Raw genomic sequence first — 26,171 nt, forward strand, 5'->3', positions numbered from 1 at the left:
GACACCTAAATGACGCGATCCGTTTTTTCCGTTGGTTGACTGGGCTCACCTTGCTGATGGTGATGTCCAGTGCCCACGGATCACTCAATGGCTTTTGGTCTTACGATGAGTACCTTGCCCTGCACCCTGAGCAAAAAAGCTTAACCACCGAATTGGACGCTCAGGTACAAGCAGAGCCGGTGCCTTTTTTAGGTGCCATGGAGCCAATAAAAATCTCTGTGGTGGTGCCAGGCGAGCAAATATCCGATTACTGGCAACGTAACGTACGTGCTTTCGAGCGGCGGCTGAATGCACTCAATATCCCTTACCAGCTCCAACAAGTCACGACGCGCCCCAATACCGATATTCGTGAACAAAGCGCCTCGTTGTATGCGGCGCTACGTGATGGGGCCGATTACCTCATTTTTACCTTGAACAGTGTGCGCCATCGTAAGTTTATTAACCATGTGTTATCCCAGAACAAAACCAAGCTTATTTTGCAAAACATCACCACGCCCGTAAAAGCGTGGCAAGATAATCAACCATTCTTATATGTGGGGTTTGATCACCAACGTGGTAGTCGTGCATTGGCAACCTATTACCAAGAGCGATATCCTGAAGGCGTGAATTATTCGGTGCTTTATTTTTCGCAAGGTTATGTCAGTGATGCACGGGGGGATACCTTTATTGAGGCCATGAGCTCGCACGCTGATAGCAACTTGCTGTCTGCCTATTACACCAAGGGTGACCGAGAGTCGGGTTACCAGGCGGCCAAAGCGATGCTAAACAATAATCCAACGCTCGACTTTATTTATGCGTGTGCAACCGACGTCGCGTTTGGCGCTGTCCAGGCCCTCGATGAGCTAGACCGTGACACGGTTGGACTCAATGGCTGGGGAGGTGGCTCAGCAGAGCTTGACGCGATTGCCGCCGGTCAACTTGATGTGACTGTGATGAGAATGAATGATGATACAGGTATCGCCATGGCCGAGGCGATCAAACGTGACATTGAGCATCAACCTGTGCCTGTGGTCTATTCTGGGCGGTTTGAAGTGGTCACTCGCTACGATGATCCCAAGCGAATAGAGGCACTTAAGAAAAAAGCATTTAGGTATTCGGACTAAAAAATGGCCATATCGGGTTCGCCCAAGCTGTCACTGTCTCAATTACTGACCCGTTTGATCGTGGTCTTTTTCCTCTTTGTGACGGCCGGGGTGTATATACAGAGTTATCAGCTTACTTTGGCGGGGATTAATCAAGAAATCACCCGCACGCTGACGCAGACGTCTCGCCTGTTGCAAAATGTGTTTGACAGTCGTCTCACATCACTACAAATCCACCAAAATACCAATGCGGCGAGTGTGACACTGCAGTCAATGGTGGCGAATGAGAACAGCGCGGCGTTGGATGACTATTTTATCGAACAAGAGCAACAAGACGTGGCCAACACCCCCGATTTCCGCTTTATCGCCAAAGACGATCGGGTGCTTTGGCATGATGGCAGCAGCTTGTTTCATGGGATTGATGGTGACGAGCTGGAGCAGTTACGTCTGCAACTCAGAGGCGTTAACCGCTGGACGTTAACCACCATCACCACAGAGGTAGAGCAGAGCTATTTGTTAATGCGGCGAACGCCAATCGTGTTTCAGTCTAGTGGCAAGCTGGGTGGTTACTTATATGTGGTGGTGATGCTTAATGGTAACTTCTCGTTTGTCAAAAGTTTGCAGCGCGCGAGCGGTACGYAAGCGGTGTGGTTGTCTGCAGATAATGTCACTCTCGCCTCGACGCTGAGCAGCAACGATGAGATTGGGCGCGATCTTACGCTGCCCTCGCCAGGAGAGAGCCAGGCGTTTCGCCACTATTTGGTGAGCCAAGCCAAGTTACGCATCGCCGGTGAGCCTTCAAAAATTGCTCTGTTGTCGGCACAGCAAAATGACAATGTGGTGGCACTGCAACGGCAAATGGGGATTAACCTGCTGCTGACCACGATGGTGATTATCGTGGCAGCGATCTGGGTTAACCGATTTGTGCAAACGCGCATCGCGGATTCATTGGAAAAATTGATGCGTTATACCCAAGGCGCGCGCTCGCGACAGCGCACCTTGCCTTTTGCGGGCTCGGATATTGAAGAGTTTAACCATATCGGTAAGACGCTGGAGTCCACATTTGATGCCTTGTATGAAAAAGAGCGCTCCCTACAAGACCTGTTTGACTATGCCTTGTCGCCCATCATCGTTTGGGACACCCACTTTGATATCACACGTATTAACCCCGCGGCCAAACTAAAGCTTAATTATGACGAGCAAATCCATGCCTCTAGTTGGCTCTACGACCAGTTTATGTATGCCATTACCCCTCACCTACAACGCGCATTAAACGGGACGATTTTAAAAGGGGTGAATATCGAGATTGATCGTCGGGTTTACCGTTGGAACTTAGCGCCGTTGATGGTCGACAACCAAGTGAAAGCGGTGATTGGGCAGGGGCAAGAAATCACTTCTTTGATTGAAGCGGAGCAACAAAGCCAACGCGCTAAAGAAGCGGCAGAAGCCTCTGCCCGTGCCAAGTCTGAGTTCTTGGCTAAGATGAGCCATGAAATTCGAACGCCGCTCAATGGTATCTTAGGTATAACCCAGATATTGAGTGATAAGGCGAAAGAAAAAGAGCAAAAAGAGCTGCTAGGGAGTCTCTATCAAAGTGGTGAGCACTTACTTACTGTGTTAAATGATGTGCTTGATCTTTCCAAAATTGAACAAGGAAAGATGACTATCGAGCACGGCGACTTTTATCTGCACGACATGATTCGCACGGTTGAGAATATCTATACCCCGATTTGTGAGAGCAAACAAATTGCATTGACCATTGATGCTCCCGTCGCCGATGACACCATGGTGTGCTCTGATCAATCACGTCTGACTCAGATCCTGTTCAACTTGATGAGCAATGCGGTGAAGTTTACCCATGTTGGCAAGGTGGGGATGACCATCAAATTAGTCGAGTCGGGTGAGCAAACACGCTTACATATAGAGGTTAGTGACACGGGGGTGGGGATGAACCAACAAGCGCTATCATCCTTGTTTGATCCCTTTGTACAAGCCGATTCCAGCGTCACGCGCACATACGGAGGCAGTGGCTTGGGCTTATCTATCGTGAAAAGCTTACTCGACTTGCTCGGGGGAGAGATTGATGTGACCAGTGAGCCGGATAAAGGTAGCCGCTTTATGGTCACTGTGCCTGTGGCTGTGACACACGCTAAACCGGCGCAAACCGTAGAGGCCGACCCCTTTGACCCCGCGTCTTTGGGCATAGAGCGGTTGTTGCTGGTCGAGGATAACAAAATCAATGCCATGGTGGCTCAAGCCTTTTGCAAAAAATACCAGATTGAAGTTGATTGGGTAAAAGATGGGGAGCAGGCCCTCGAGCGTCTCCAACAAGCGCATTATGATCTGGTATTAATGGACAATCATATGCCGAAGCTTGGCGGTATTGATGCGACAAAAGCGATTCGTAAAACGTTGGGCCTCGATGTCCCCATTTATGCATGCACGGCCGATGCGTACGGTCACGTTCATGAGGCTTTTTATCAAGCAGGTGCCGACTATGTGATTGTGAAACCGATCAAAGAGGCCAGCTTTATTGAGGCATTACGGCATTATACCTGTACGGAAAACAGCTCTTCATGATGGCAGTGGTAACGGGCGATCAGGTGATGACCTAAAAAGGGCAAGCACAAAAAAGGTGGGGAATGCCCCACCTTTTTTGTGCGTTGATCTCATGGTATGGCTTTTGCAGCGTGCTAGTGCCGTGATATGGCTGATGCGAAGGTGCCCAACTAGCTGTTTACACTCGCTTGTGGTTGCTTAGCCGGCAACACCTTCACTTGCTTAATCATATTGTCTGCGACATCGACAATTTCAATATGGTGGCCATCAATCTCCACACTTAAGCGGTTGTTAGGGATATCTTCCAAATGTTCGAGGATGAGCCCATTGAGGGTACGCGGCCCATCGGTCGGTAAAGTCCAATTAAGGCTCTTATTCAAGTCGCGAATATTGGCGCTGCCCTCAATCAGATACCCACCGTCGGTCAGTGGCGTAATTTCTTCTGCCAAGCTCGGTGACAATGAGGTGGTAAATTCACCCACGATCTCTTCGAGAATATCTTCCAAGGTCACTAACCCTATCATGTCGCCATATTCGTCAACGACCAAACCAATACGTTGCTTGTTGCGTTGGAACTTCAGCATTTGCACGTTCAGTGGTGTGCCTTCAGGAATAAAGTAAACTTCGTCGGCGGCACGAAGCAGCGTTTCTTTGTTAAATTCGTTTTTCTCAACCATTAAGCGGTACGCTTTGCGCACGCGCAGCATGCCAACGACTTCGTCGATGGTGTCGCGATAGAGTACCATCCGTCCATGCGGAGCATGAGTGAATTGGCGCATGATCGACTTCCAGTCATCATTGATATTGATCCCGGTGATTTCATTACGGGGTACCATAATGTCATCCACGGTCACTTCTTCTAGCTCAAGAATCGACAGCAGCATATGCTGGTGACGGCGAGGGATCAGACTCCCTGCCTCATTAACAATCGTGCGCAGTTCCTCGGTGCTTAAGCTGTCTTTGCCATCCGCCTTGGCGCCTAATCCCAGTATCCGTAAAAAGCCATTGGTAATAAAGTTCACCAAGCTGACCAACGGATAGAACACTTTCATCAGAATGGTCAGTACAAAACTGCTGATAAAAGAGACCCGTTCCGGGTAGAGGGCGGCGAGGGTTTTAGGGGTAACCTCAGCGAAGACCAAAATCACCATCGTCAGTACCCCGGTGGCGATCGCAATACCGGCATCGCCATAAAGACGCAACCCCAATACGGTCGCGATTGACGAGGCAAGAATATTTACCAGGTTATTGCCGATCAGGATAAGCCCAATCAATCGGTCTGGCCGAGTGAGCAGTTTTTCGACCCGCTTAGCGCCGCTATGGCCTGATTTAGAAAGGTGGCGTAACCGGTAGCGGTTAAGGGCCATCATGCCTGTCTCAGACCCGGAAAAATAACCGGAAATGACGATAAGCAATACCAAAAGGGAAATTAAAATTCCCGTCGATATGTCGTCCAACGAACTGTTCCTTACGTTTGTTTTAAAATCAGAGCCTATGCTCGAGTGTATACTACCGCCACGCGCTGGGGCCGGTTGCCCTCTGTGATGCGCGCGCTGTCTTAACCCGCGATCAGAATCTCACGGACAAAACGGCTGCCAAAATAGGCTAAAGTGAGTAGAAAGGCGCCCACAATACTAAACCAGACCACCCGGCGTCCACGCCAGCCTGATTGATAATGCCCCCAAAGGAGAACGCCATACACGACCCAAGCGGCCATAGAAAGGAAGGCTTTGTGCGCTTTCCCTTGCGCGAACATATCATCGACAAAAATAAATCCTGTCATTAGAGTGAAGGTTAATAGTACCTGACCCACCAAAATGATGTTGAAAAGCTGTCGTTCCACCATCATTAAAGGAGGGACATTGTGATTAATGACCTGGCGTTTTTTATGTTTGAGTTGATAATCCAACCAGGCCAACTGCAGCGCATAGAGCGTAGCGATCATCAAGGTTGAATAGGCGAACAGCGCCAGAGAAATGTGCAATAGCACCTCTGGGTGCGATTCGAGATGGGTAATAAAGGCACCGGGCAGCAGGGTCGCGCTCGCCAAGTTTAGCCCAGCGAAGGCATAAACCACCGGGAGCAAGAACCACAGCCGCAATCGAAAAATTAGCCCTGTGGTCATCATCGCAATGATAAAACTCACCAAGGAGGCGACGTTGAGCATGCTAAGATTCTGTCCTGTGCCGGATAAAATCAGGTCTTTTAACAAATAAGCATGCAGCGCCAGCGCAGCCACGGCGGTGAAAAAGACCGGCTTCGCACTAATTTGATTGTTGCTGGACAAGCCGGGGATGATCTGCAAAATGGCGGCCAGATAAAGCATTGATGCGAATAAGGCTGTCAGAATTTCCATCGTCACCGATCAGTCAGTTAATCAATAAGAATGAAGGTGTGAGTATACCTTGCCTCAATCTTCGTCGCTATCGATACATGCAAGCGATGGGGGGATTGCGGTATAATCTCAGTAATTTCGCGACAGCGATTGCACCCAGATGAAAAATCATGGGCCAATAGGACGAGTGGGCGAGTAACGCATGTTTGAAAACTTATCAGAACGTTTATCCCGGACGCTCAAAAATGTGAGCGGCCGTGGTCGGTTAACGGAAGACAATATCAAAGAGACCCTACGCGAAGTGCGTATGGCGCTGCTGGAAGCCGATGTCGCGCTCCCTGTGGTTCGTGATTTTGTCAAACGCGTCAAAGAACGCGCCGTTGGCATTGAAGTGTCTAAAAGCCTGACCCCAGGGCAGGAATTTATCAAGATTGTCCAAGCCGAGTTGGAAGCGGTGATGGGCGATGCCAATGAAAAATTGGATCTCGCGGCCCAACCGCCCGCAGTGATTTTGATGGCAGGCTTGCAAGGGGCGGGTAAAACCACCAGTGTGGGCAAGCTGGGTAAAATGCTTACCGAGCAAGAAAAAAAGAAAGTCTTGGTGGTGTCTGCGGACGTGTATCGCCCTGCGGCGATTAAACAGCTGGAAACCTTGGCGGGTGAAGTCGGGGTGGATTTCTTCCCCTCGAGTGCTGACCAAAATCCCGTTGATATTGCTAAAGCGGCGGTTGATCACGGCAAGCTGAAGTTCTACGACGTGGTGATTGTCGATACCGCGGGTCGCTTGCACGTTGACGACGCCATGATGGACGAGATCAAGGACGTTCATAGTGCGGTCAACCCAGTAGAGACCTTGTTCGTGGTTGACGCGATGACAGGTCAAGATGCGGCAAATACCGCCAAAGCCTTTAATGACGCGTTGGCGTTAACGGGTGTGGTATTGACCAAAGTTGATGGTGATGCCCGTGGCGGTGCGGCATTATCGGTGCGCCATATCACCGGCAAGCCGATCAAATTCCTGGGTGTGGGTGAAAAAACCGACGCACTGGAGCCTTTCCATCCTGACCGGGTGGCATCCCGTATCTTGGGGATGGGCGATGTCTTGTCGCTTATCGAAGATCTCGAGCGTAATGTCGATAAAGACAAAGCCGAGAAAATGGCCAAGAAGTTTAAGCAGAAAAAAGGCTTCGACTTGGCCGATTTTCGCGACCAGCTTGAGCAGATGAAGGGCATGGGTGGCATGATGGGCATGATGGATAAGTTGCCTGGGATGTCGAATGTGCCCGACAACGTGAAAGATAACGTTGATGATAAAATGTTCTTGCAGATGGAAGCGATCATCAACTCGATGACACCTCGTGAGCGCCAGCGTCCAGAAATCATCAAAGGGTCGCGTAAAAAGCGGATTGCTGCGGGTTCAGGTACCCAAGTACAGGACGTGAACCGTCTTCTTAAGCAGTTTACCCAAATGCAGAAAATGATGAAGAAGATGCAAAAAGGTGGCATGCGCAACATGATGCGCCAAATGAAAGGCATGATGCCACCGGGTGGTGGCCCAGGTGGGCCTGGCGGATTCATGGGCTAATCAGATAGCGGACTTGCCTGTCAGCCCAGTGCTGGCAGGCAGATCAACTCGCTGTGAGGCTTGGGACAACTGGTGGAAATTTGACTAAACCAGTTGCATTCACAGCAATAAAGAGTAAAATTCCCGAGCTTTATTTTGGCACGAGGCCCCGCATTGCTTACGCGAAACGGGGCCAATTTTATTAAGTAATGCAAATGAGGACGATATGGTAACCATTCGTTTGGCACGTCATGGCGCGAAAAAACGCCCATTTTATCAAATCGTTGTAGCTGACAGCCGCCAGGCGCGCGACGGTCGCTTCATCGAGAAAATCGGTTTCTTTAACCCTGTAGCTCAAGGCCAGGAAGAGAAACTACGCCTTGACCTGGATCGCGTAAACCACTGGGTTAGCGAAGGCGCAACGGTTTCTGACCGTGTGGCTAAGCTAGTTAAAGACGCCGCGAAAGCAGCGTAAGTCTCCAGTGTCAGGGTTAAAAGAAGAAATGAGTGAGCAAGATACTATCGTGGTTGGCAAGCTAGGCGCGTCATACGGTATTCGTGGCTGGCTCAAGATTTTTTCTTACACTGAAGAAGCTGAGAGCATTTTTGCCTACTCTCCTTGGTTTATCCAGGTGCGCGGGCAGTGGCAACGTTTCGAGTTAGAAGACTGGAAACGCCACAACAAGGGGTATGTTGCCAAGCTCAAAGGGCTGGATCAGCGCGAAGACGCGCAGATGCTGACCAATGCTGAGATTGCAGTAGGGACTGAGTCGCTGCCTGCTTTATCAGATGAAGAGTTTTATTGGCGTGAGCTGTTTGGCATGGACGTGGTGAATGCGAAAGGCTACCACCTCGGTACGGTGACTGACATGCTCGAAACCGGCTCTAACGACGTACTTGTCGTCAAAGCTAACCTCAAAGATGCTTTTGGCAAAAAGGAACGCTTAATTCCGTTCCTTGAAGAGCAGGTTATCAAGTCAATTGATCGCACTGCTCAACGGATCGAAGTTGACTGGGATCCTGGTTTTTAAACTCCAACGGTAAGCGAGCGGAAATATGTGGGTTGGCATTATTAGCCTGTTTCCTGAAATGTTCCGAGCGGTCACTGATTTTGGAGTCACGGGCCAAGCGGTAAAAAAAGGGCTGTTAAACGTCGAAACGTGGAATCCGCGTGATTTCACCCACGACAGACACCGTACGGTTGATGATCGACCCTACGGCGGTGGCCCCGGTATGTTGATGATGGTTGAGCCGTTGCGCGATGCTATTCACGCTGCCAAACATGCCGCAGGCGATAAAGCGAAAGTGGTTTACCTCTCTCCGCAAGGGCGCAAGCTCGACCAAGCGGGGGTTGAATCACTGGCTAGCAATGACAAACTTATTTTGATTTGCGGCCGGTATGAAGGGGTAGATGAGCGCATTATTCAAACCCATGTAGACGAAGAATGGTCGGTGGGAGATTTTGTGCTCAGTGGGGGCGAGCTGCCCGCAATGACGTTGGTGGACGCGGTTGCTCGGTTTGTACCGGGTGTACTCGGCGACATGGCGTCAGCAGAGGAAGACTCCTTTGCTAACGGGTTGTTAGACTGTCCACACTACACACGTCCAGAAGTGTTAGACGGGTTGGGGGTACCAGAGGTGCTAAAATCCGGCAATCACAAGGACATTCGTCGCTGGCGATTAAAGCAATCGCTAGGTCGCACTTGGCTACGACGACCAGAGCTCCTGGAAAACCTAGCTCTGACTGACGAACAGGAATCACTACTTGCCGAGTTCATAAAAGAACACCGTGCAAGTGCCGAATCAAATTGAGTTTCAGTTTATTCTAGGGTTATAAACAATGAGTAACATCATCAAGCAGCTCGAAGAAGAGCAAATGAAAAAAGACCTGCCTGAGTTTCAAGCAGGTGACACTGTCCTGGTACAGCTTAAAGTAAAAGAAGGTAACCGTGAGCGTCTGCAGCCATATGAAGGTGTGGTTATCGCTAAGCGCAACCGTGGTCTACACACTGCATTTACCGTACGTAAAGTATCAAGCGGTGAAGGTGTAGAGCGTACTTTCCAAATCCATTCGCCAGTTATCGACAGCATTACTGTTAAACGTCGCGGTGCAGTACGTCGTGCCAAACTGTACTACCTGCGTGAGCGTTCTGGTAAGTCAGCTCGAATCAAAGAGCGTCTTAACAAGAAGTAATCGCCCTCGGCGTTTATTGCTCAAAAAGCCCGTCCACTTGGACGGGCTTTTTTATTGTCCTCAACTAACCGCTCAACCGTTCTTACAACCGTTTACTCGGCCATGCGACCACTCACCGACAAAGCAGATGAATGTGGCGGCTATGTAGGCAAAATGACATCTGTACCCTACTAAAAGATTGACAGCTTAGCTGCTAACGACACGGAGAACAGCGATGTCCTGGTTTTTATTATGCGTGGTGACCTTGATTGTGGGCTATTTCACTTACGGCACCTTCATTACCAAAATTTTTGGGCCTAAGCCGCAGAAAGCGACACCGGCCATGAGCATGAACGATGGCGTGGATTATGTGCCGCTGTCGGACAAAAAAGTCTACCTGATTCAGCTTTTGAATATTGCTGGGTTAGGCCCCATCTTTGGCCCGATTCTCGGTGCCTTGTACGGTCCTGTAGCCATGTTGTGGATTGTGTTTGGCTGCATTTTTGCGGGGGCTGTCCATGATTATTTCTCAGGCATGCTAAGTGTCCGCGCAAATGGCGCTTCTGTGCCTTCTGTGGTCGGCGAGCATCTGGGTAACTTCGCTAAACACTTTATGAACTTCTTTGCGGTGTTGCTCTTGATGTTGGTCGGCGTGGTATTTGTGCTCGGTCCCGCCAAGTTGTTGGGTAGCTTGTCAGAGATGAGCGTGGCGATGTGGGTGGGTATTATCTTTGCCTATTATGTGCTGGCGACAGTGGTACCCATTGATAAAATCATCGGCCGTTTTTATCCCGTGTTTGGTGCCTTGCTTGTCTTTATGTCGGTCGGCTTGATTATTGGCTTGGCCGTGAGCGATCACAGCTTCTACAGCCAAGGGCTAAACTTTGCGACTAACTTCCACCCAACTGATCTACCACTGTGGCCATTGCTGTTTATTACTATCGCTTGTGGAGCAGTATCCGGCTTCCATGCCACCCAGTCGCCATTGATGGCGCGCTGCATGCAAAATGAAAAGTCAGGGCGTTTTATCTTCTATGGCGCGATGATCGGTGAAGGTGTGATTGCACTTATCTGGTGTAGCCTGGGCTTGAGCTTCTATGAGTCGAGTGAGGCGCTTAATCAAACGCTGGCTAACGGTGGCCCGGCTGCGGTGGTGCATGAGGTTTCTACCTCGCTACTTGGCACCGTGGGAGGCATTATGGCGGTCTTAGGCGTGATAGTGCTGCCGATTACCTCGGGTGATACCGCTTTCCGCTCTGCGCGTCTGATTATCGCCGACTTTCTGAAAATTCAGCAAAAACCAATGGTGAAGCGCCTGATGATTGCAATCCCCATGTTTGTGGTGGGCTTTTTGATCACCAAAGCGGAGTTTGGCGTGATTTGGCGTTACTTCGGCTGGGCCAACCAAACCACCGCGATGATCATGCTATGGGCTGCGGCGGCTTACCTGATTAAACGTGATAAGTTGCACTGGGTGTGCACGATTCCGGCGATGTTTATGACCGCAGTGACTGTTACCTACTTAGCTAACGCTGAAATCGGGTTTAGCCTACCGATGAATATCGCTACCATCATCGGTGTGGGGGCGACAATTGCTGCCACTATTGCTTTCTTTGTCGGCTACAAACCGAATCCACAGTTGATCGCGGATGAGAAATGATGGTCATGTCATCAGAGCGACTAGCGTGTATGCCCATGGATTGATTTTTATCTAAATGATTGGTCTTACGGCAATATCTGCGCAAATACGCTAAGATCTAAGCCTCAGCTTCTGCTGGGGCTTTTTATGTAGGGGAAGGGTTTAGCATGATAAAAACGTTTTTTGCACTATGGGGTGTCGTACTGTTGGTCGGATGCGCCGCATCGACTACCCAAGGCTTGGTTGATGAGCAGAACTGGTATGGACTTGGCGAGCAAGATGGACAGCGCGGATTGCCACAGCGCTCGTTAAGCGATTTGCGGACGTTAGCCTCTGAGGCTGGCGAGACCATCAATGCCAACTATCTCGATTACGAGCAAGGCTATATTCATGGTATTGACGCCTATTGCGATCCCAAGCATGCCTACCAACTGGGATTAGATGGCAACCCCTATATGGGCGTGTGTGAAAGTCGCCCTGGCTCTCAGCGTTTTAGAATGGAGTGGCAGCGCGGCTACAACGACTTTCAAAGCCAAGCAAATGGGCTTTTCTACTAACGCGCGGTGAGAGTTACTGGCACAAGCCCAGCTTGTCTTTCAGTGTTTTGAGATAGCGGCGGCTCACAGGTACCACATAGGCAGATTGCGTGATCACTTCGGCAAGGCCGTTGTCGAGTAACTGGATTTCGCGGATAGTGGCCGGATGCACTAAGTATTGGCGATGACAGCGTATTAAGGGGGTTTTGTCTTCCAAAACCTTGAGTGAAAGGTGCGTGGTAGACTCGCCTTTTGCTGTGAGTAGCGCGACCCCACTTAGCGCGGTACGTGCGACCTCCACCTCTTGGTGAGGGATCAACGTAATTCGATTGTGTCCGGCGCAAGGGAGCAAATCCAACGCGGGCGTGATCACTTGGTAGTCGTGTTTCTGGCTCAGCTCACGGGTGAGTTTTTCCAGTGATTTCTTTAATCGTCCAGTTTCGACGGGTTTGAGCAAATAGTCGAATGCATTTTCCTCAAACGCTTGTACGGCGAATTCATCATAGGCGGTCACGAACACCACTTTGGGCATGGTGTCGGGGTCGAGCATCGCGAGTAGCTCTAAACCGGTCACGCGAGGCATCTGAATATCTAAAAACACCACATCGGGGCGGGTTTGATTGATGGCTTTCAGCGCGTCGATGGCATTGTTGCACTGTCCAAGCACCTCAACGCCACCGAGTGCCAGTAACTCATCTTCCAAGGCTTCACGTGCATGAAGCTCATCATCAACAATCAATGCCTTGATCATCCCTGTCTCTCCTTGTTGGGGGCTTGATAGGTTAAGGGAAGAGTGACGGTTGCCCGCGTCCACACATCGGGCTGACAGGTCATTTTCAGCGCGTATTGGCTACCAAACAACCCGCGCACGCGCTTATCGACAATACGCATTCCTAGTCCTGAGTGTTGTGCTGCCGGTTGATAAAGCCCGGCATTATCTTCCACTTGTAAATACAGGCATTCGCCTTCTTGCCAGCCACGGATCACAATTTTACCGCCTGCCATCAATTGACTGATCCCATGCTTCACGGCGTTTTCAACCAAAGGTTGTAAGGTAAAGCTTGGGATCACCGCGTGTAAGATAGCCGGGTCAATCTGTTTTTCAACACTCATACGATCGGCAAAGCGGGCATGTTCTAGCTCTAAGTACGCATCAAGATGACTCAGCTCTTGCTCAAGCGACACCGTTTCGCGGTTTTGCTTGAGGTTGCTGCGAAAGAAGGTTGATAAGTGCTGGATTAATTGGCGAGCACGTTCCGGCTCACGCCTGACCACCGCACTAATGGTATTTAAGGCATTGAACAAAAAGTGCGGATTCACTTGGGCGCGCAACAAGTTTAACTCGGCTTGGGTGAGCAAGCTTTGTTGGCGCTGATAACGCCCGGTCAAAATCTGGTTGGAGAGGAGTCGCGCGATCCCCTCACCCATGGTGACATTGATCGCCGAGAAGAGTTTCCGTTTAGGCTCATAAAGTTTCACCGTGCCTAGCACATAACCATCACCGCCGCGCAATGGGATCACCAGCACGGAACCGAGTTTGCAGTAAGGTGATAGCGAACAGCAGTAGGGCGTATCGGCGCCATCGATATAAATTAATTGATCATCGGCAATCGCGCGACGGGTGTAATCTGAGGCAATAGGCGTACCGGGCAGGTGGTGATCATCGCCAATCCCGGTAAAGGCGAGGATCTTTTCGCGATCGGTAATTGCGACGGCCCCGACCCCTGTCTCTTGCTGAATAATGGCAGCCACTTGTTCACTGCTTTGCTGATTAAAGCCGCTACTTAAAATACCGACCGATCGTTCAGCAATTTTTAGCGCCTTACTGGAAAACGCTGCTGAATAACGTTCGAACAAGGTTTTTCGGTCGACAATAATACTCATAAACATCGCGGCACCGACTGAGTTAGCGATCACCATGGGCGCAGCAATCGCGCTGACTAACTCGTATGCACGGCTAAAGGGCTCAGCCACCGCGAGAATAATCGCCATTTGCACCAGCTCGGCGACAAACGTCACCCCTAACACTACGGTAGGGGAAAATAAACGGCTGGTTTGGTTGCGGGACACTAAGTAGCGGTGCATTAAACCACCAATTAACCCTTCGGCGGTCGTCGATATAGCGCAGGCGAGATCGGTAAAGCCGCCTAAACTGTAACGGTGCAGCCCGCCTGTCAGCCCAACCCAAAAACCCACGACCGGCCCGCCCAGTAATCCCCCCATCACCGCGCCAATTGCGCGAGTATTGGCAATCGCATCTTGGATACTTAAACCAAAGTAGGTGCCGAGAATACAAAAGCCTGAGAAGAGGAAATAACAAACGACTTTATGCGACAGCCGCCCTGAGATACTCAGTAGTGGCATAAACGCCGGCGTTTTACTCAGCAAATAGGCGATCACTAGATAAACGCTCATTTGCTGCAAGAGGGAAAGAACCAGGGCCATAACCACCCACACAAAAATGACGGATAGGTTATAGTAACGATTGACGGTTTAAGACTCTATCTTAAATTCGAGTGTAAACTTAAATTTACTAAGTAAATTAAATGATACACTCACTATTGCTTTTAGAATAGAGCCTGGTATTGTCTGTGTAAAACCTAATGAACAACTCAAGGCAAGGCTATGCAGCAAGACTCGGTAACCAATATCCACATTCGTGACGAGCAGGTGCTTCTCACACCAGAGCAGCTCCGTGCCCAGTTCCCGATTGAAAAAAGTACTCGTGCGGCGATCAGCCAAGCACGACAAACCGTGGCGGATATTATTCACAAACGCGATCACCGCTTGTTAGTGGTGTGTGGCCCTTGCTCCATTCATGATGTTGAGGCGGCCAAAGATTACGCGCGTCGTCTGAAAGCCTTGTCGGATGAGCTGAGTGATCATTTGTTTATTGTAATGCGGGTTTACTTTGAAAAACCACGCACCACCACTGGCTGGAAAGGCTTAATCAACGATCCGCATCTGGATGGCAGCTTTGACGTGGAGTCTGGCTTAAAGCAAGCGCGTGGTTTGCTCACGGATTTAGCGCAAATGGGGATCCCGCTGGCCACCGAAGCACTGGATCCGATCAGCCCGCAATACATAGGCGATCTGTTTAGCTGGGCGGCGATTGGTGCGCGCACCACCGAGTCGCAAACCCATCGTGAAATGGCCAGTGGACTGTCGATGCCAATCGGCTTTAAAAATGGCACGGATGGCAATCTAGCCACCGCCACCAATGCGATGAAAGCCGCTGCGTCTGGGCACCGGTTTATGGGGATCAACCAAGCCGGCCAAGTAGCGTTATTGAATACCCAAGGTAACCCAAACGGCCATGTGATCCTGCGCGGCGGCAAGCAAACCAACTACGACTCAGTGTCTGTCGCTGAATGTGAACAGCAAATGGAAGCGGCGGGACTAAATCCGTCTCTCATGGTGGATTGTAGCCACGCTAACTCACGTAAAGATTATCGTCGCCAACCGCTGGTGGCGGAAGATGTGATCCATCAAATTAAACAAGGTAACCGCTCTGTGATTGGCTTGATGATCGAAAGTCACCTCAATGCTGGCAACCAATCAGCGGATCTGCCGAAAGATGAGATGGCGTACGGTGTGTCGATCACCGATGCGTGCATTGATTGGGCGTCTACCGAACAATTGTTGCGTCATGCTCACCAAGAGCTGGCAACCTCTCTTCAACAACGTATTCAACAGGGCTAAATCATGGTGGCAGAACTGAGCCGATTGCGCGATCAAATCGATGATGTCGACAAGCAAATGGTGAGCTTGCTCGCGCGCCGTTTAGAACTGGTCGCAGAAGTGGGAGAGGTAAAAAGCCAACATGGCTTGCCCATTTATGCGCCGGACCGTGAAGCAGCGATGCTCGCTTCGCGTCGTCAAGAAGCACAGTCGCAAGGCGTGCCACCAGACTTAATTGAAGATGTGCTGCGTCGTACTATGCGTGAATCGTACAGCAGCGAAAACGACTCTGGCTTTAAGTGTCTAAACCCGGATTTACGCCAGGTCGTAGTCATTGGCGGTAAAGGGCAGCTAGGGGGGGGGTTCGCGCGCTTGTTTGCGCTTTCTGGCTATCAGGTCACTGTGCTGGATAAAGACGATTGGGAGCATGCGGATACCTTGCTGGCTGACGCGGGTATGGTGGTGGTGTCGGTACCCATTGACGTTACGGAAGCGGTCATTAATCAATTGACCCAACTGCCAGATGACTGCTTATTAGTGGATCTCACCTCCATCAAATCAGGTCCGCTACAAGCGATGTTAGCCGCGCATTCAGGCCCAGTGGTTGGTCTACACCCGATGTTTGGCCCCGATGTGGCCAGCCTTGCCAAGCAGGTGATTGTTTATTGCGACGGCCGACATCCTGAGGCATACCAATGGTTGTTGGAACAGTTTAGGATTTGGGGCGCTGGGCTACATCGGATCAGCGCCATCGAGCATGATGAAGGCATGACGCTGATCCAAGCGCTGCGCCACTTTACGTCGTTTGTTTACGGGGTCCATCTAGCAGAAGAAAACCCCAATTTAGATCAGCTTACCGCGCTAAGCTCACCGATTTATCGCTTAGAGCTTGCCATGGTGGGGCGCTTGTTCGCCCAAGATGCGGGTCTGTATGCGGATATTATTATGTCCTCGCCGCAAAACCTGGCGATGATCAAACGCTTTTATCAGCGTTTTGGGGAAGCGATTGATTTGCTCGAGCAACATGATAAGTCCACGTTTGTCGATGCCTTCGCGCAAGTGGAAAACTGGTTTGGCGACTATGCCCCACGCTTTTTACAAGAAAGCCAAGGCTTGTTGCGACAAGCCAACGACGCCACCCACCGCACCGTGACCTAGTCAAGGCTCACCTTTTCAAGGGGGCAGGAGGGTAGAGAGCCACACAGATAAAGTGAGATAGCGTGTATATCGATATGAGGGACTAAGAACTGGATCGCATGGATAAAGTGATAGGGTATTTATAATCAGGCTCGCACGTGGAAAAGTGAGTCTTTGTAGTAGTCTAAGCGGATTCGAAAGTATTATTTCGTCGCTATGAGATGTACGGTTATTGCGTGTTTGAGGCTACAGCAAGCGGTCGAAAGCGTATTAGAACTATCGTTGCAGAGTCTGTGATTTAGGGATATAGTTATCGAGCGGTTGGAAACAATCTATGGTGTGCTGCCTTGTTGTAGTGCGCTGAGCTCGTAGCTCTTTCCGCCGCCTTCTTTCCCCCATTTCCTTTCGTAGCGACTCTCTATTATCTTAGGGGTTCGTATATGTTTTTGTTGTACGCAGATGAATCCGGCACGCCTGGTGGCGCAGACCAAGAGCATTTTGTTCTCGCTGGCTTTAGTGTGTTCGAGCGCTCTGCACATTGGCTTTCTCTTGAGTTAGATAAAATCGCGGCAATCTTCAATCCACAAGACCCCCACGCTGTTGAACTCCACGGCGCCCCACGCTTGCGGGGCGAGGCTTTTGGCGGAAGTTTGATAAAGAGTTGCGCCTAGAAGCGATCAAACAGGCTCTTAGCTTAATTGATGGGCGTAAATTTAGAATATTTGCATCAGTTGTAAGAAAAGGTGCCATCTCTCCAAATGATCCGGTTCATTATACCTTTCAACAAATTGTAACCCGCTTCGATCATTTCTTAGCCAGACAACATGTTCACTTCAATAATACCCAAAGAGGTCTGATTCTTTTTGACAAGAGCAGCAAAGAAGCACCGATTCAAGCACTCGCTAAAGCGTTTAAACTCGATGGTCATGACTGGGGGCGGCTGAGGAATATGGCAGAAGTCCCTGCCTTTATCGATTCTGAAGCAACAAGATTGATTCAACTCGCGGACCTGATTGCTTACGCGTTGTTTCGTTATTACGAAAAAAAGGACGGTCAGTTTTTCGACCTTATTGAGCGAAAATTTGACTATTTTGGGGGTGTTCAGCATGGACTTCACACGGTGGTTTAAGCGATATGATAATGATTAAAGCGCCAAAAGCCCACATCGTGGGCTTTTGGCGTTAATGGCTACTCGCGATTATTCGTTGCTGTCCGGCAGCGATACTTCGGTGGGGGAAATAGTCTCTGACGGGTAGCATCCGAGCACTTTTAGATAACGGGTCAAAGTGGTGAGCTCGTCCAGCGCACTTTGCATCAGGTTGCTGGCCATATTGGCTTCAACATCGACGTAAAACATCTCTTCCCATGGGTTGCCAAGCACTGGCCGAGATTCGAGCTTGGTCATATTGATGCCACGCTCGCGCAATACCATTAAACACTCCACCAAGGAACCCGCTTGCTGAGAGGTCGACATGATAAAGGTGGTCTTGGCAGGGGTCAGTGACGACACTTTAACCGGCTTGCGGGCCACGACAATAAAACGGGTGTGATTTTGCTGTTGGTTGGCTATCTCGCTCTTAATCGCGGTTAAACCGTAAAACTCACCACTTGCCGCATGACCAATCGCGGCGACGTTGGGCTGGTTTAAATCCGCCACTTGTTGCATGGCTTCAGCGGTGCTGGAGCAATAAATCTTCTTCACTTTACCCAAGGTGTCAATGTATTCGCTGCATTGCTGGTGCGGCTGCGGGTGGGCATACAAGGTATCAATTTGGCTTGGGTCTTGGTCACCGACGGTAAGCAGGCAGTGGTCGATAGGCAGCGTGAGCTCACCGACAATCGATAAACGCGTGTGCTGCAGCTGATCGTACACTTCATTGATTGAGCCAGAACTGGTGTTCTCTACGGGTAAGATGCCGTAATCGGCATGGCCGGTTTCTACCGTTTCTACCACCTTTTTAAAGCTGTCGCAGGCCATTTCCACCAGTTCGGTTTGCTTGCGGCTAAAGTATTGGCGCGCGGCGAGATAGGAATATGAGCCTTGGTTGCCCAGGAAAGAAACCCGTGCCACTGGACGCTGATTGTCTGGGTTGGCTAGGTTTTGCAGATAGCGCTGCTGGATAAGTACCGAGTCTTCGATAATGGTGTGAAACAGACTCAATACATAGTGGGCGTCTAGCTGGTGATCTTGCGCTTTGGTCACCAGTTTTTCTAATAAGGCTTGTTCACGGGCTTGATCGCGAATCGGTTTTTGCACGGCGACTTTGTTTTTGGCGACATCTAGGCTTAAGCGACGGCGCTCGGCCAATAGTGTCAGCAGCTCTTGATCAAGCTGGCTTATGCGCGTGCGTATCTCATCCAGTGGGCGTGGTGTGTCTGGCATACATTATCCTTGTTCTAATACAAAAAAACCTCCCGGTTGGGAGGTTAGTGCGCCAGGCTGATCAGGCTTAGCACGCTTCCTCCCGCGTTGGCGAGATAAAAAAGAAGCGAAAAAAACGAACGAGAATCAGCATTGGGCGTTGTGTTGTTATGTTTGCGTATGGATTAACCATATGGGGCGCAGGCAGGCGTGTCAAGGATCAAAAAGCCCCGCGAGGGCGGGGCTAACATGTTTAGCGAGTTAGGTGTTGCGCTGAGGGTTAGATTTCCTCATCGGCTGGATTTTCTTCCATCGCAACCGTCGCGGCTGACTTATCGTTACGGCGCGCTTCGCCTTTGTGTTGGACCTTATTCAGTTGCTTCTCGAGTTTTTGGCCTACCTCGTTAATCGCTTTGTACATGTCGTCGCTTTCGGCAGAGGCAACCAGTGTTGAACCTGGTAGCCCAGCTTTCGCTTCCACTTTGAACTGGTGGTTTGGCTCCTTACTGATCACAGCATGAGGATTGATGAGTGCCACCTGCCACTTGGCCAGCTTTTCAAAGCGGCTTTCGATGCGCTCACGGATGGCGGGAGTGATTTCGATGTTTTTGCCTGCAATTTCCACTCTCATACTCTTTCCTCTTTGTTCCCCTGTATTAGGTTCATCTTCAGACTACCGCTTTCCATTATTGATAACGTGACTTAGCTCATGTTTAAAGGGGAGAAGGATATCGATAGAAGGATCTGTGAGCACCTGCGAATCCTGACATCGAAAAGACCGGAAAAGCCTTGAACTCAATGCCAAAAATGCTACGTTGGGAGAGGTCACGAACGCTGATTTACCCGCCAGTCAGGGTCGCCTCGCGCCTGTTTATTTTCCTAGTTTTCGCTTGTGGTTAAAATGTACCACAAACCTGCTTGTGCTTTTTGGCGCATTGCGGAGACGCGATAGTGATTCAAGCAAAGTAAACATAAAAAAGGCGACCAAATTGGCCGCCTTTGAACAGAACTAAAATTGGGCTTGATTAGTTATTCGCGTGTAGCTCGTGGTTGAGCTCGACCGCCGTTTTGTTGGTTAAGCATTCAACCGCTCCCGTTTTTGAGTTGCGGCGTAGCAATAGGTCCGACTTACCGGCCAAATCACGTGCTTTGATGCTTTCGACCACATTGCCGTCAGCGTCGAGCATGGTAACTTTGGTGCCTGCGGTGACATATAGTCCTGACTCGATGGTGCAACGATCGCCTAATGGGAAGCCAAGGCCAGCATTGGCACCCAACAGTGAGTTCTCACCAATTGAGATCACAATCTGGCCGCCGCCACTCAGCGTCCCCATAATGGATGCACCGCCGCCAATATCGCTACCTTGACCGACCATCACACCCGCAGAGATACGGCCTTCAATCATGCTCTTGCCTTCGGTGCCGGCATTGAAGTTGATAAAGCCTTCGTGCATCACCGTAGTGCCTTCACCCACATGGGCGCCCAAGCGAACACGGGCGGTATCAGCAATACGCACGCCAGCAGGCACCACGTAATCGGTCATTTTCGGGAATTTATCCACGCACTCAACGGTCAATGTTTCGCCTTTCAGACGCGCTTCCATCTGACGCTCAGGCAGTTCCGGCAAGTCGATTGGGCCTTGGTTGGTCCAAGCAATGTTGTGCAGCAGGCCAAAGAGTCCGTCTAGCACCACACCGTGTGGTTTGACTAAGCGGTGCGAGATCAGCTGAAGCTTGAGGAAGCCTTCAGCCACCGATGCGGGTTTGCTGTCGTTTTCTAGAATAACCAGCACCAGTGGCTGTGTGGTTTGTTGAGCCTTGCTCGCAAAGTTAGCTGCCTTTTGGGCGCCAGCGGCGGCGAAGGCTTCACTGATTGCAGCGCAGGTTTCTGGTGCAACCTCTAGTACCTGATTACCGGCGCTATAATCGGTTAGCGCGCTTAGGGCACTTACCAGATCATCACTAGGATTAAGCAGGGGCGCTGGGAAATAGGCTTCAATGATTTTACCGTCCTGGTTTTGAGTGGCGGTACCGAGTGCCAGAGCAAAGCTTGCCATTGGGGGGAATCTCCTTGTGTCGTTGGGCTTAAAACATCAAACACTTCATCTTAAAGACAAGCGGCGGCGGTTGGAAGCGCTTAACGGCTGGCGGAGGCAAAAACCGTTACAGGTCAGCGCACCGATTCATGTTGATGCATAGTCATCAGGAGACAGGCATAAAAAAAGCAAGCCAAATGGGCTTGCTCTTTCGCGGATGCTAAAAGGGTCAGCAATCACAACTTTAGGCCGCATCGGCGTCTTTGTCGTCGCGACTCTCGTCCGCTTTGTTCTCGCTTTTTGCCGGCTTTTTCTTTGCCGCCTTGCGTTTTGCGCCCAGTGCTTCAAGCACCGAGTCTTTGTGTTGAGCAAGGTATAGCGACAAGGCTTCACGCTTTTCTTCGTCGTCTACCAGTTCGCTTTCTCCAATCAGATCGAACATGGCATCCGCCATATCCAACATTTTGTCGTAGGCGTCGGCTTCAGCTTTGGAGGTAAATGTCATCTTTTCTTCTCCCTCGCGTTCGACCACGTACTTGACGATAACGGCCATAATTACCCTCTCTTCGTTGATTTACTGTCTTTTTATACAGTAGGATAAGGGCCATTGTCCACTGACCCGGCCATGATTGTGACATGAGAGAAAAATTTAGCACCATTTATCAACGTGCCGCTGAGCGCAAAGGCGGTCAACGCGAGGTAGAGCGCATGTTGGTGGCACCGCTTGCGCCTCATGCCTTGTGTGAGATACCGGATGATCGCTGGTTAGCGGCGTTTAGTCAGAAGGTGTTTCAATCGGGCATTAGTTGGCAGGTCGTCCGTAAAAAGTGGCCGGGGTTCGAAGAGGTATTCTGGGGCTTTGATATTGAGAAAATGCTGCTGATGCCGCCGGAAATGTGGGAAGAAAAAGCCACCAACCCAGCGATTATTCGTCACCTTACCAAGGTGATGACGATTCCGCACAACGCGGAAATGATCCACCGCGTGCAGCAATCGCACGGCAGTTTTAGCCAGTTTGTCGCCGATTGGCCCAGCGAGGATATTGTCGGTTTATGGCAGTATTTAAAAAAACACGGTAAGCGTTTAGGCGGTAATACCGGTGCTTATACCTTGCGCCGAATGGGCAAGGACACCTTCTTGTTCACCCGTGATATCGAGCACTACCTGCGCGCAACTAAAATCGTTGATAGCGGTCGAGAGACCAAGCGGGCGATGCAAGCAGCGCAACAGGCATTTAATGAGTGGCAGCAAGAGTCGGGCCGTTCACTGAACCATATCAGCCAGCTGATCGCATTCAGTGTGGGTGATAATCGCGTGTAATCGCTCAGCGATTTGCTGTGCCATCACACGGTTAGCAAGCCGTGTGCGAGGTCGCGGTGTGTCGGTAGCGGTTTGCGCTTAGTTCGGCAATCGGCCACAATCGATGCCAGTTATCTTTCCCATGTGAGCGCCTTGTGTTTACTGTTTATCACTCTAATCAGCTCGATCTTTTGAAGTCCTTGTTGGTCTCCCTGATCCAGCAGCGTCCGCTGTCTGACCCCTTTCAAAAAGAACTTATTCTGGTGCAAAGCCCCGGCATGGCGCAGTGGTTAAAAATGGCACTCGCCAACGAGCAGCAGATTGTTGCAAACGTCGAATTCCCACTTCCCGCCACCTTTATCTGGCAGTTGTTTGTGCGGGTGTTGGATGGCGTGCCTGAGCGCAGTGATTTCAATAAAGAGGCGATGACATGGAAGCTAATGGACATCTTACCCAGCTGTCTGGATGCGCCAGAGTTCGCTGATTTAGCCGCGTATTTGGAAGATAGCCAGGATCAGCAACGCGCTTACCAGCTGGCCGAAAAAGTGGCCGATATTTTCGACCAGTATTTGGTCTATCGCCCCGAGTGGGTGCTGGCATGGGAGCAAGAACAACCGGTACCCGAGCTTGACGATGTGCAGCCTTGGCAGCAAAAACTGTGGCGTCGCTTATACGATCACACATTGGGGCTGGGCCAATCGCCTTACCATCGCGCCAACTTGTATCAAGAGTTTATCGATACCTTAACCAGCCATCAGCACAAACCTGAAGGGCTGGCTGATATTGAGAGGGTGTTTGTATTTGGCATATCCGCGCTCCCACCACGCTATCTGGATGCGTTGCAAGCACTGGGCGAGCATGTGGAAGTGCATTTTATGTTCACCAACCCATGCCGTTACTATTGGGGCGATATTCGCGACAAGCGCTATCTGGCTAAACGTGCCGCATTGGCGCGGGATAAAATCAGCCGAATTGAAGACATCCCCGCCGAGAGCCAATTGGCACTCGGACTTGATGAGCCCGAGCACGGTGAAGTAGGGAACAGCTTGCTGGCGTCGATGGGAAAACTGGGGCGCGACAACTTACTGCTGCTCTCGGAAATGGCCTGCAATGAGATTGATAGCGGCTTCGTTGAGGTCAACCGCGATAATCTGCTGCATCACATCCAAGCCGATATTTTGGATTTGAATGAGCCGGGCGATCCCAAGCAGACTGAAACCAGTACGGCGAAAACAGAAATCGAGCCAGATGATGCTTCGATCGCAATCCATGCCTGTCACAGCCCGATGCGCGAAGTCGAAGTGCTGCACGATCAGCTACTCGCGATGTTTGAGGCCAACCCATCACTGAGCCCCCGCGATGTGATTGTGATGGTGGCGGATATCAATGCCTACAGCCCCGCCATTCAAGCGGTGTTTGGTAATGCTCCGAGTGAGCGTTTTATTCCGTTTTCCATCTCAGATCGCAGCGCCGATCAAGAAAGCCCAGTGTTAGCCGCCTTTTTGCGTCTGCTCACCCTACCTGATAGTCGATGCAGTTCGGCGGAGCTGTTGGAAATTCTTGAGGTGCCGGCGGTGTCGCGCCGTTTCGCCATCGACAGCCAACAGTTTGATCAGATTAAGCAGTGGGTGGAAGAAACCGGCATTCGCTGGGGGCTTGATACCCATACCGCGAGTCAATTTGCCTTGCCCGAGCAGTATCAGAATACGTGGCTATTTGGCCTGAAACGTATGCTACTCGGCTACGCGATGCCGAGTGAGGCCGGCTTGTTTGCAGACACCGTCCCTTATGATGAAGTCCAAGGGCTTAATGCGGAGCTGGCGGGGCGGTTAGGGCTGTTTATCGACACCCTGATCCACTACCAGCAACAACTGGCGATTGAATGCGATGGCAAGGCGTGGGTGGCGCGGTTGACTCAAATGCTAGATGATTGCTTCGCCATTGAAGGGGATGAAGAGTTAGCAGTCAAATTAATCCGTACCCAGTTAGACAGTTGGCTGACACAGCTTAGCGATGCCGCCTTTACCCACACGCTAACCTTGCCCGTGGTGCGCGATTACTTTAATGGTCGCCTCAACAACGAGCGAGTCAGCCAGCGCTTTTTGGCCGGGCAGGCCAACTTTTGCACCTTGATGCCGATGCGCTCTATTCCCTTTAACGTGGTGTGTTTGCTTGGGATGAATGATGGCGTGTACCCGCGCACTGTGCCTAGCGTCGGTTTTGATTTAATGGTGGGCCGCACGCGGGCAGGGGATCGCTCGCGTCGCGACGATGATCGTTACCTGTTTTTAGAAGCGCTGCAGTCAGCACAGCAGCGTTTATATATCAGTTATGTCGGGCGCTCAGTGCAAGATAACAGCTTAAAAGTCCCGTCGGTGCTGGTTACCGAGCTGCTTGAATATTGTACCCAAGGCTACTGTTTGGCCGGTGACCGCGACTTACCCGAAGTCCAGTCACGTCAGCGGCTGGAAGAGAGGCTTATCCAGACGCATCCACTCACTCCCTTTAGCCCAGAGGCGTTTGCTCATGATGGTAGCTACGCGCAAGAGTGGCTACCGGCTGCCAAAGGGCAAGGGACGCAACTACCGGCATTTATGGATGATGCATTAAGCCCAGATCCGGATAGCCATACTGATCCTGTGATTGAATTGGCAGAGTTGCAGCGCTTTTGGCGGTTGCCCGTGCGCTACTTTTTCCAACGCCGCTTGAAAGTCTTCTTTGAGCAGTTAGAAGCGCCGTTAGAAGAATTTGAACCCTTTCGCTTAGATACCTTGCACCGCTTTCAGCTGCGCGATCAGCTATTAGCCCACTTTATTGAAACCGATGACAGCCCCCAAAGTGTGCAGGACTTTATGGCCCGACAGCGAGGACAGGGCAAGTTGCCCTTAGCGTACTTTGGCGAATTGACCTTGGATACGCAAGTTACGGTGATCCGTGACATGTACCAACGCTTGACGCCGTTGCTCGCCGCGCCGCGCCCCGATCTTGAACTCAATCTGACCCTTCCTACTGCCTTGGGTGAGGTACAACTGCAAGGTTGGCTCAATCGGCGTTATCAAGACAGCTTGGTTCGCTTTCATTGTGGCGATCTGACTGTACGTCATCAGCTTGCGGTATGGATTGATCATTTATGCCAATGCGCAATGGGCGAAGCCGTGCCGAGTACGCTGGTGGGAGTGAAAGAAACCATCGAGTTTTCCCCACTCAGCAAAGATGACGCGCGAGCACACTTACAAGCCTTGGTTGAAGACTATCAACAGGGCCTGAATCAGCCACTTACCTATCTGCCAAGCTCAGTCGGGGCGGGGATAAAAGCCCGAGATAGTAAAAAAGGCTTTGATAACAGTGAAACCGGCCAAGACAAAGCGCTGAAATCGATACGCGATGCCTTTGTGGGAGGCTTTAATCCTGGCGAAGGACAAGACCCTTACGTTTACCGTGTTTGGCCGCAATGGCGTGAAAGCCTCGGCCAAGCGCTGTTAGCAACAGGCGATCGCCACTTAATGCCGATGTTAGCGCAGCGACAAAAACACTAGCATGCAGTGAAGTCCACATCATAGGCGCGATGTGGCCTCTGTCTCTTCCTCTCCACGCTTCCCCCTGTTAGCCAAGTTGATGCTTGGCTTTTTATTGTGCATCGATTGTCTTTAAAAGCATGATTTTTGATGTTCTTCTTGTGTTTTTATTCATAATAGCTGAGTAAATATCTAAATGTGCGCGCTAAATATCATTAAAGAGTGAGCAGGAGGTGCGTCAATACGTCGGCGT

Annotated in this window: 23 protein-coding genes; 15 read left to right on the forward strand and 8 right to left on the reverse strand. The window is 50.6% G+C overall.

What is annotated here, in order from left to right:
• The first annotated feature begins 56 nt into the window (after positions 1-56).
• Entirely contained in the window at positions 57-1,103 is a 1,047-nt protein-coding gene (locus tag BZG72_RS08305) for a substrate-binding domain-containing protein (protein ID WP_077666571.1), read from the forward strand.
• 3 nt (positions 1,104-1,106) lie between these two features.
• On the forward strand, positions 1,107-3,662 hold the full coding sequence (locus tag BZG72_RS08310; protein WP_077666531.1) for a LuxQ periplasmic sensor domain-containing protein: 2,556 nt from the start codon (positions 1,107-1,109) through the stop codon (positions 3,660-3,662).
• Positions 3,663-3,811: 149 nt separating this feature from the next.
• On the opposite strand, the gene BZG72_RS08315 is transcribed toward BZG72_RS08310, so the two are convergent.
• Together BZG72_RS08315 and BZG72_RS08320 are read right to left on the reverse strand one after the other, a co-directional pair.
• On the reverse strand, positions 3,812-5,098 hold the full coding sequence (locus BZG72_RS08315; RefSeq protein ID WP_077666532.1) for an HlyC/CorC family transporter: 1,287 nt from the start codon (positions 5,096-5,098) through the stop codon (positions 3,812-3,814).
• A 101-nt stretch (positions 5,099-5,199) separates the two neighbouring features.
• Complete coding sequence (locus BZG72_RS08320) at positions 5,200-5,997, reverse strand: cytochrome C assembly family protein (RefSeq protein WP_077578920.1); 798 nt, start codon at positions 5,995-5,997, stop codon at positions 5,200-5,202.
• A 181-nt stretch (positions 5,998-6,178) separates the two neighbouring features.
• On the opposite strand from BZG72_RS08320, the gene ffh reads away from it, so the two are divergent.
• From ffh to BZG72_RS08355, 7 genes are all read left to right on the forward strand, one after another.
• Positions 6,179-7,561 carry a signal recognition particle protein gene (gene ffh / locus BZG72_RS08325; protein WP_046074121.1) on the forward strand — a complete coding sequence of 461 codons (1,383 nt, stop codon included), beginning with the start codon at positions 6,179-6,181 and terminating at the stop codon, positions 7,559-7,561.
• Between the two features lie 205 nt (positions 7,562-7,766).
• Positions 7,767-8,015, forward strand: a complete 249-nt coding sequence (gene rpsP / locus BZG72_RS08330) for a 30S ribosomal protein S16 (protein ID WP_046074122.1) — start codon at positions 7,767-7,769, stop codon at positions 8,013-8,015.
• 28 nt (positions 8,016-8,043) lie between these two features.
• On the forward strand, positions 8,044-8,571 hold the full coding sequence (rimM, locus tag BZG72_RS08335) for a ribosome maturation factor RimM (RefSeq protein WP_077666533.1): 528 nt from the start codon (positions 8,044-8,046) through the stop codon (positions 8,569-8,571).
• Positions 8,572-8,596: 25 nt separating this feature from the next.
• Entirely contained in the window at positions 8,597-9,352 is a 756-nt protein-coding gene (trmD, locus tag BZG72_RS08340; RefSeq protein ID WP_046074124.1) for a tRNA (guanosine(37)-N1)-methyltransferase TrmD, read from the forward strand.
• Between the two features lie 28 nt (positions 9,353-9,380).
• Positions 9,381-9,734, forward strand: a complete 354-nt coding sequence (rplS, locus tag BZG72_RS08345; protein WP_046074125.1) for a 50S ribosomal protein L19 — start codon at positions 9,381-9,383, stop codon at positions 9,732-9,734.
• A gap of 214 nt (positions 9,735-9,948) precedes the next feature.
• Positions 9,949-11,373, forward strand: coding sequence for a carbon starvation CstA family protein (locus tag BZG72_RS08350; protein WP_077666534.1), 1,425 nt, complete (start codon positions 9,949-9,951; stop codon positions 11,371-11,373).
• A gap of 149 nt (positions 11,374-11,522) precedes the next feature.
• The gene (locus tag BZG72_RS08355) at positions 11,523-11,909 is read left to right on the forward strand and encodes a DUF2799 domain-containing protein (RefSeq protein ID WP_077650551.1); all 387 of its coding nucleotides are present in this window, start codon (positions 11,523-11,525) and stop codon (positions 11,907-11,909) included.
• Between the two features lie 13 nt (positions 11,910-11,922).
• Here the strand turns inward: BZG72_RS08355 and btsR are convergent, their stop codons facing one another.
• Together btsR and BZG72_RS08365 are read right to left on the reverse strand one after the other, a co-directional pair.
• Positions 11,923-12,639 (reverse strand): two-component system response regulator BtsR, encoded by a 717-nt coding sequence (gene btsR / locus BZG72_RS08360; protein WP_077666535.1) that lies wholly within the window; start codon positions 12,637-12,639, stop codon positions 11,923-11,925.
• Positions 12,636-14,333, reverse strand: coding sequence for a sensor histidine kinase (locus BZG72_RS08365; RefSeq protein ID WP_077666536.1), 1,698 nt, complete (start codon positions 14,331-14,333; stop codon positions 12,636-12,638). The genes btsR and BZG72_RS08365 overlap by 4 nt, the downstream gene beginning before the upstream one ends.
• Before the next feature lie 180 nt (positions 14,334-14,513).
• On the opposite strand from BZG72_RS08365, the gene BZG72_RS08370 reads away from it, so the two are divergent.
• From BZG72_RS08370 to BZG72_RS08385, 4 genes are all read left to right on the forward strand, one after another.
• On the forward strand, positions 14,514-15,590 hold the full coding sequence (locus BZG72_RS08370; protein WP_046074130.1) for a 3-deoxy-7-phosphoheptulonate synthase: 1,077 nt from the start codon (positions 14,514-14,516) through the stop codon (positions 15,588-15,590).
• Positions 15,591-15,593: 3 nt separating this feature from the next.
• Positions 15,594-16,727, forward strand: coding sequence for a bifunctional chorismate mutase/prephenate dehydrogenase (tyrA, locus tag BZG72_RS08375; RefSeq protein ID WP_077666537.1), 1,134 nt, complete (start codon positions 15,594-15,596; stop codon positions 16,725-16,727).
• A gap of 419 nt (positions 16,728-17,146) precedes the next feature.
• The gene (locus BZG72_RS16600) at positions 17,147-17,377 is read left to right on the forward strand and encodes a DUF3800 domain-containing protein (RefSeq protein ID WP_077666538.1); all 231 of its coding nucleotides are present in this window, start codon (positions 17,147-17,149) and stop codon (positions 17,375-17,377) included.
• A complete protein-coding gene (locus tag BZG72_RS08385) occupies positions 17,368-17,835 on the forward strand; it encodes a DUF3800 domain-containing protein (RefSeq protein ID WP_198930061.1) in 468 nt (155 codons plus the stop codon). Before BZG72_RS16600 ends, BZG72_RS08385 begins: the two co-directional genes overlap by 10 nt.
• A 69-nt stretch (positions 17,836-17,904) precedes the next feature.
• Here BZG72_RS08385 and pheA read toward each other — a convergent pair whose 3' ends face one another.
• The 4 genes from pheA to BZG72_RS08405 all read right to left on the reverse strand — a co-directional run bounded on the left by pheA (position 17,905) and on the right by BZG72_RS08405 (position 21,657).
• Positions 17,905-19,089 (reverse strand): prephenate dehydratase, encoded by a 1,185-nt coding sequence (pheA, locus tag BZG72_RS08390; protein WP_046074132.1) that lies wholly within the window; start codon positions 19,087-19,089, stop codon positions 17,905-17,907.
• Between the two features lie 259 nt (positions 19,090-19,348).
• Entirely contained in the window at positions 19,349-19,699 is a 351-nt protein-coding gene (gene hpf, locus BZG72_RS08395; protein WP_046074133.1) for a ribosome hibernation-promoting factor, HPF/YfiA family, read from the reverse strand.
• Positions 19,700-20,093: 394 nt separating this feature from the next.
• Entirely contained in the window at positions 20,094-21,125 is a 1,032-nt protein-coding gene (gene dapD, locus BZG72_RS08400; RefSeq protein WP_074213325.1) for a 2,3,4,5-tetrahydropyridine-2,6-dicarboxylate N-succinyltransferase, read from the reverse strand.
• Between the two features lie 223 nt (positions 21,126-21,348).
• Positions 21,349-21,657, reverse strand: coding sequence for a YebG family protein (locus BZG72_RS08405; protein ID WP_046074135.1), 309 nt, complete (start codon positions 21,655-21,657; stop codon positions 21,349-21,351).
• An 83-nt stretch (positions 21,658-21,740) separates the two neighbouring features.
• On the opposite strand from BZG72_RS08405, the gene BZG72_RS08410 reads away from it, so the two are divergent.
• Positions 21,741-22,424: a DNA-3-methyladenine glycosylase I gene (locus tag BZG72_RS08410; protein WP_046074136.1), complete on the forward strand. Its 684-nt coding sequence runs from the start codon at positions 21,741-21,743 to the stop codon at positions 22,422-22,424.
• Positions 22,425-22,558: 134 nt separating this feature from the next.
• Positions 22,559-25,939: an exodeoxyribonuclease V subunit gamma gene (gene recC / locus BZG72_RS08415; RefSeq protein ID WP_077666539.1), complete on the forward strand. Its 3,381-nt coding sequence runs from the start codon at positions 22,559-22,561 to the stop codon at positions 25,937-25,939.
• Positions 25,940-26,171 lie beyond the last annotated feature (232 nt).

It is taken from the genome of Salinivibrio sp. PR6, assembly GCF_001995955.1.
Lineage (GTDB): Bacteria > Pseudomonadota > Gammaproteobacteria > Enterobacterales > Vibrionaceae > Salinivibrio > Salinivibrio siamensis.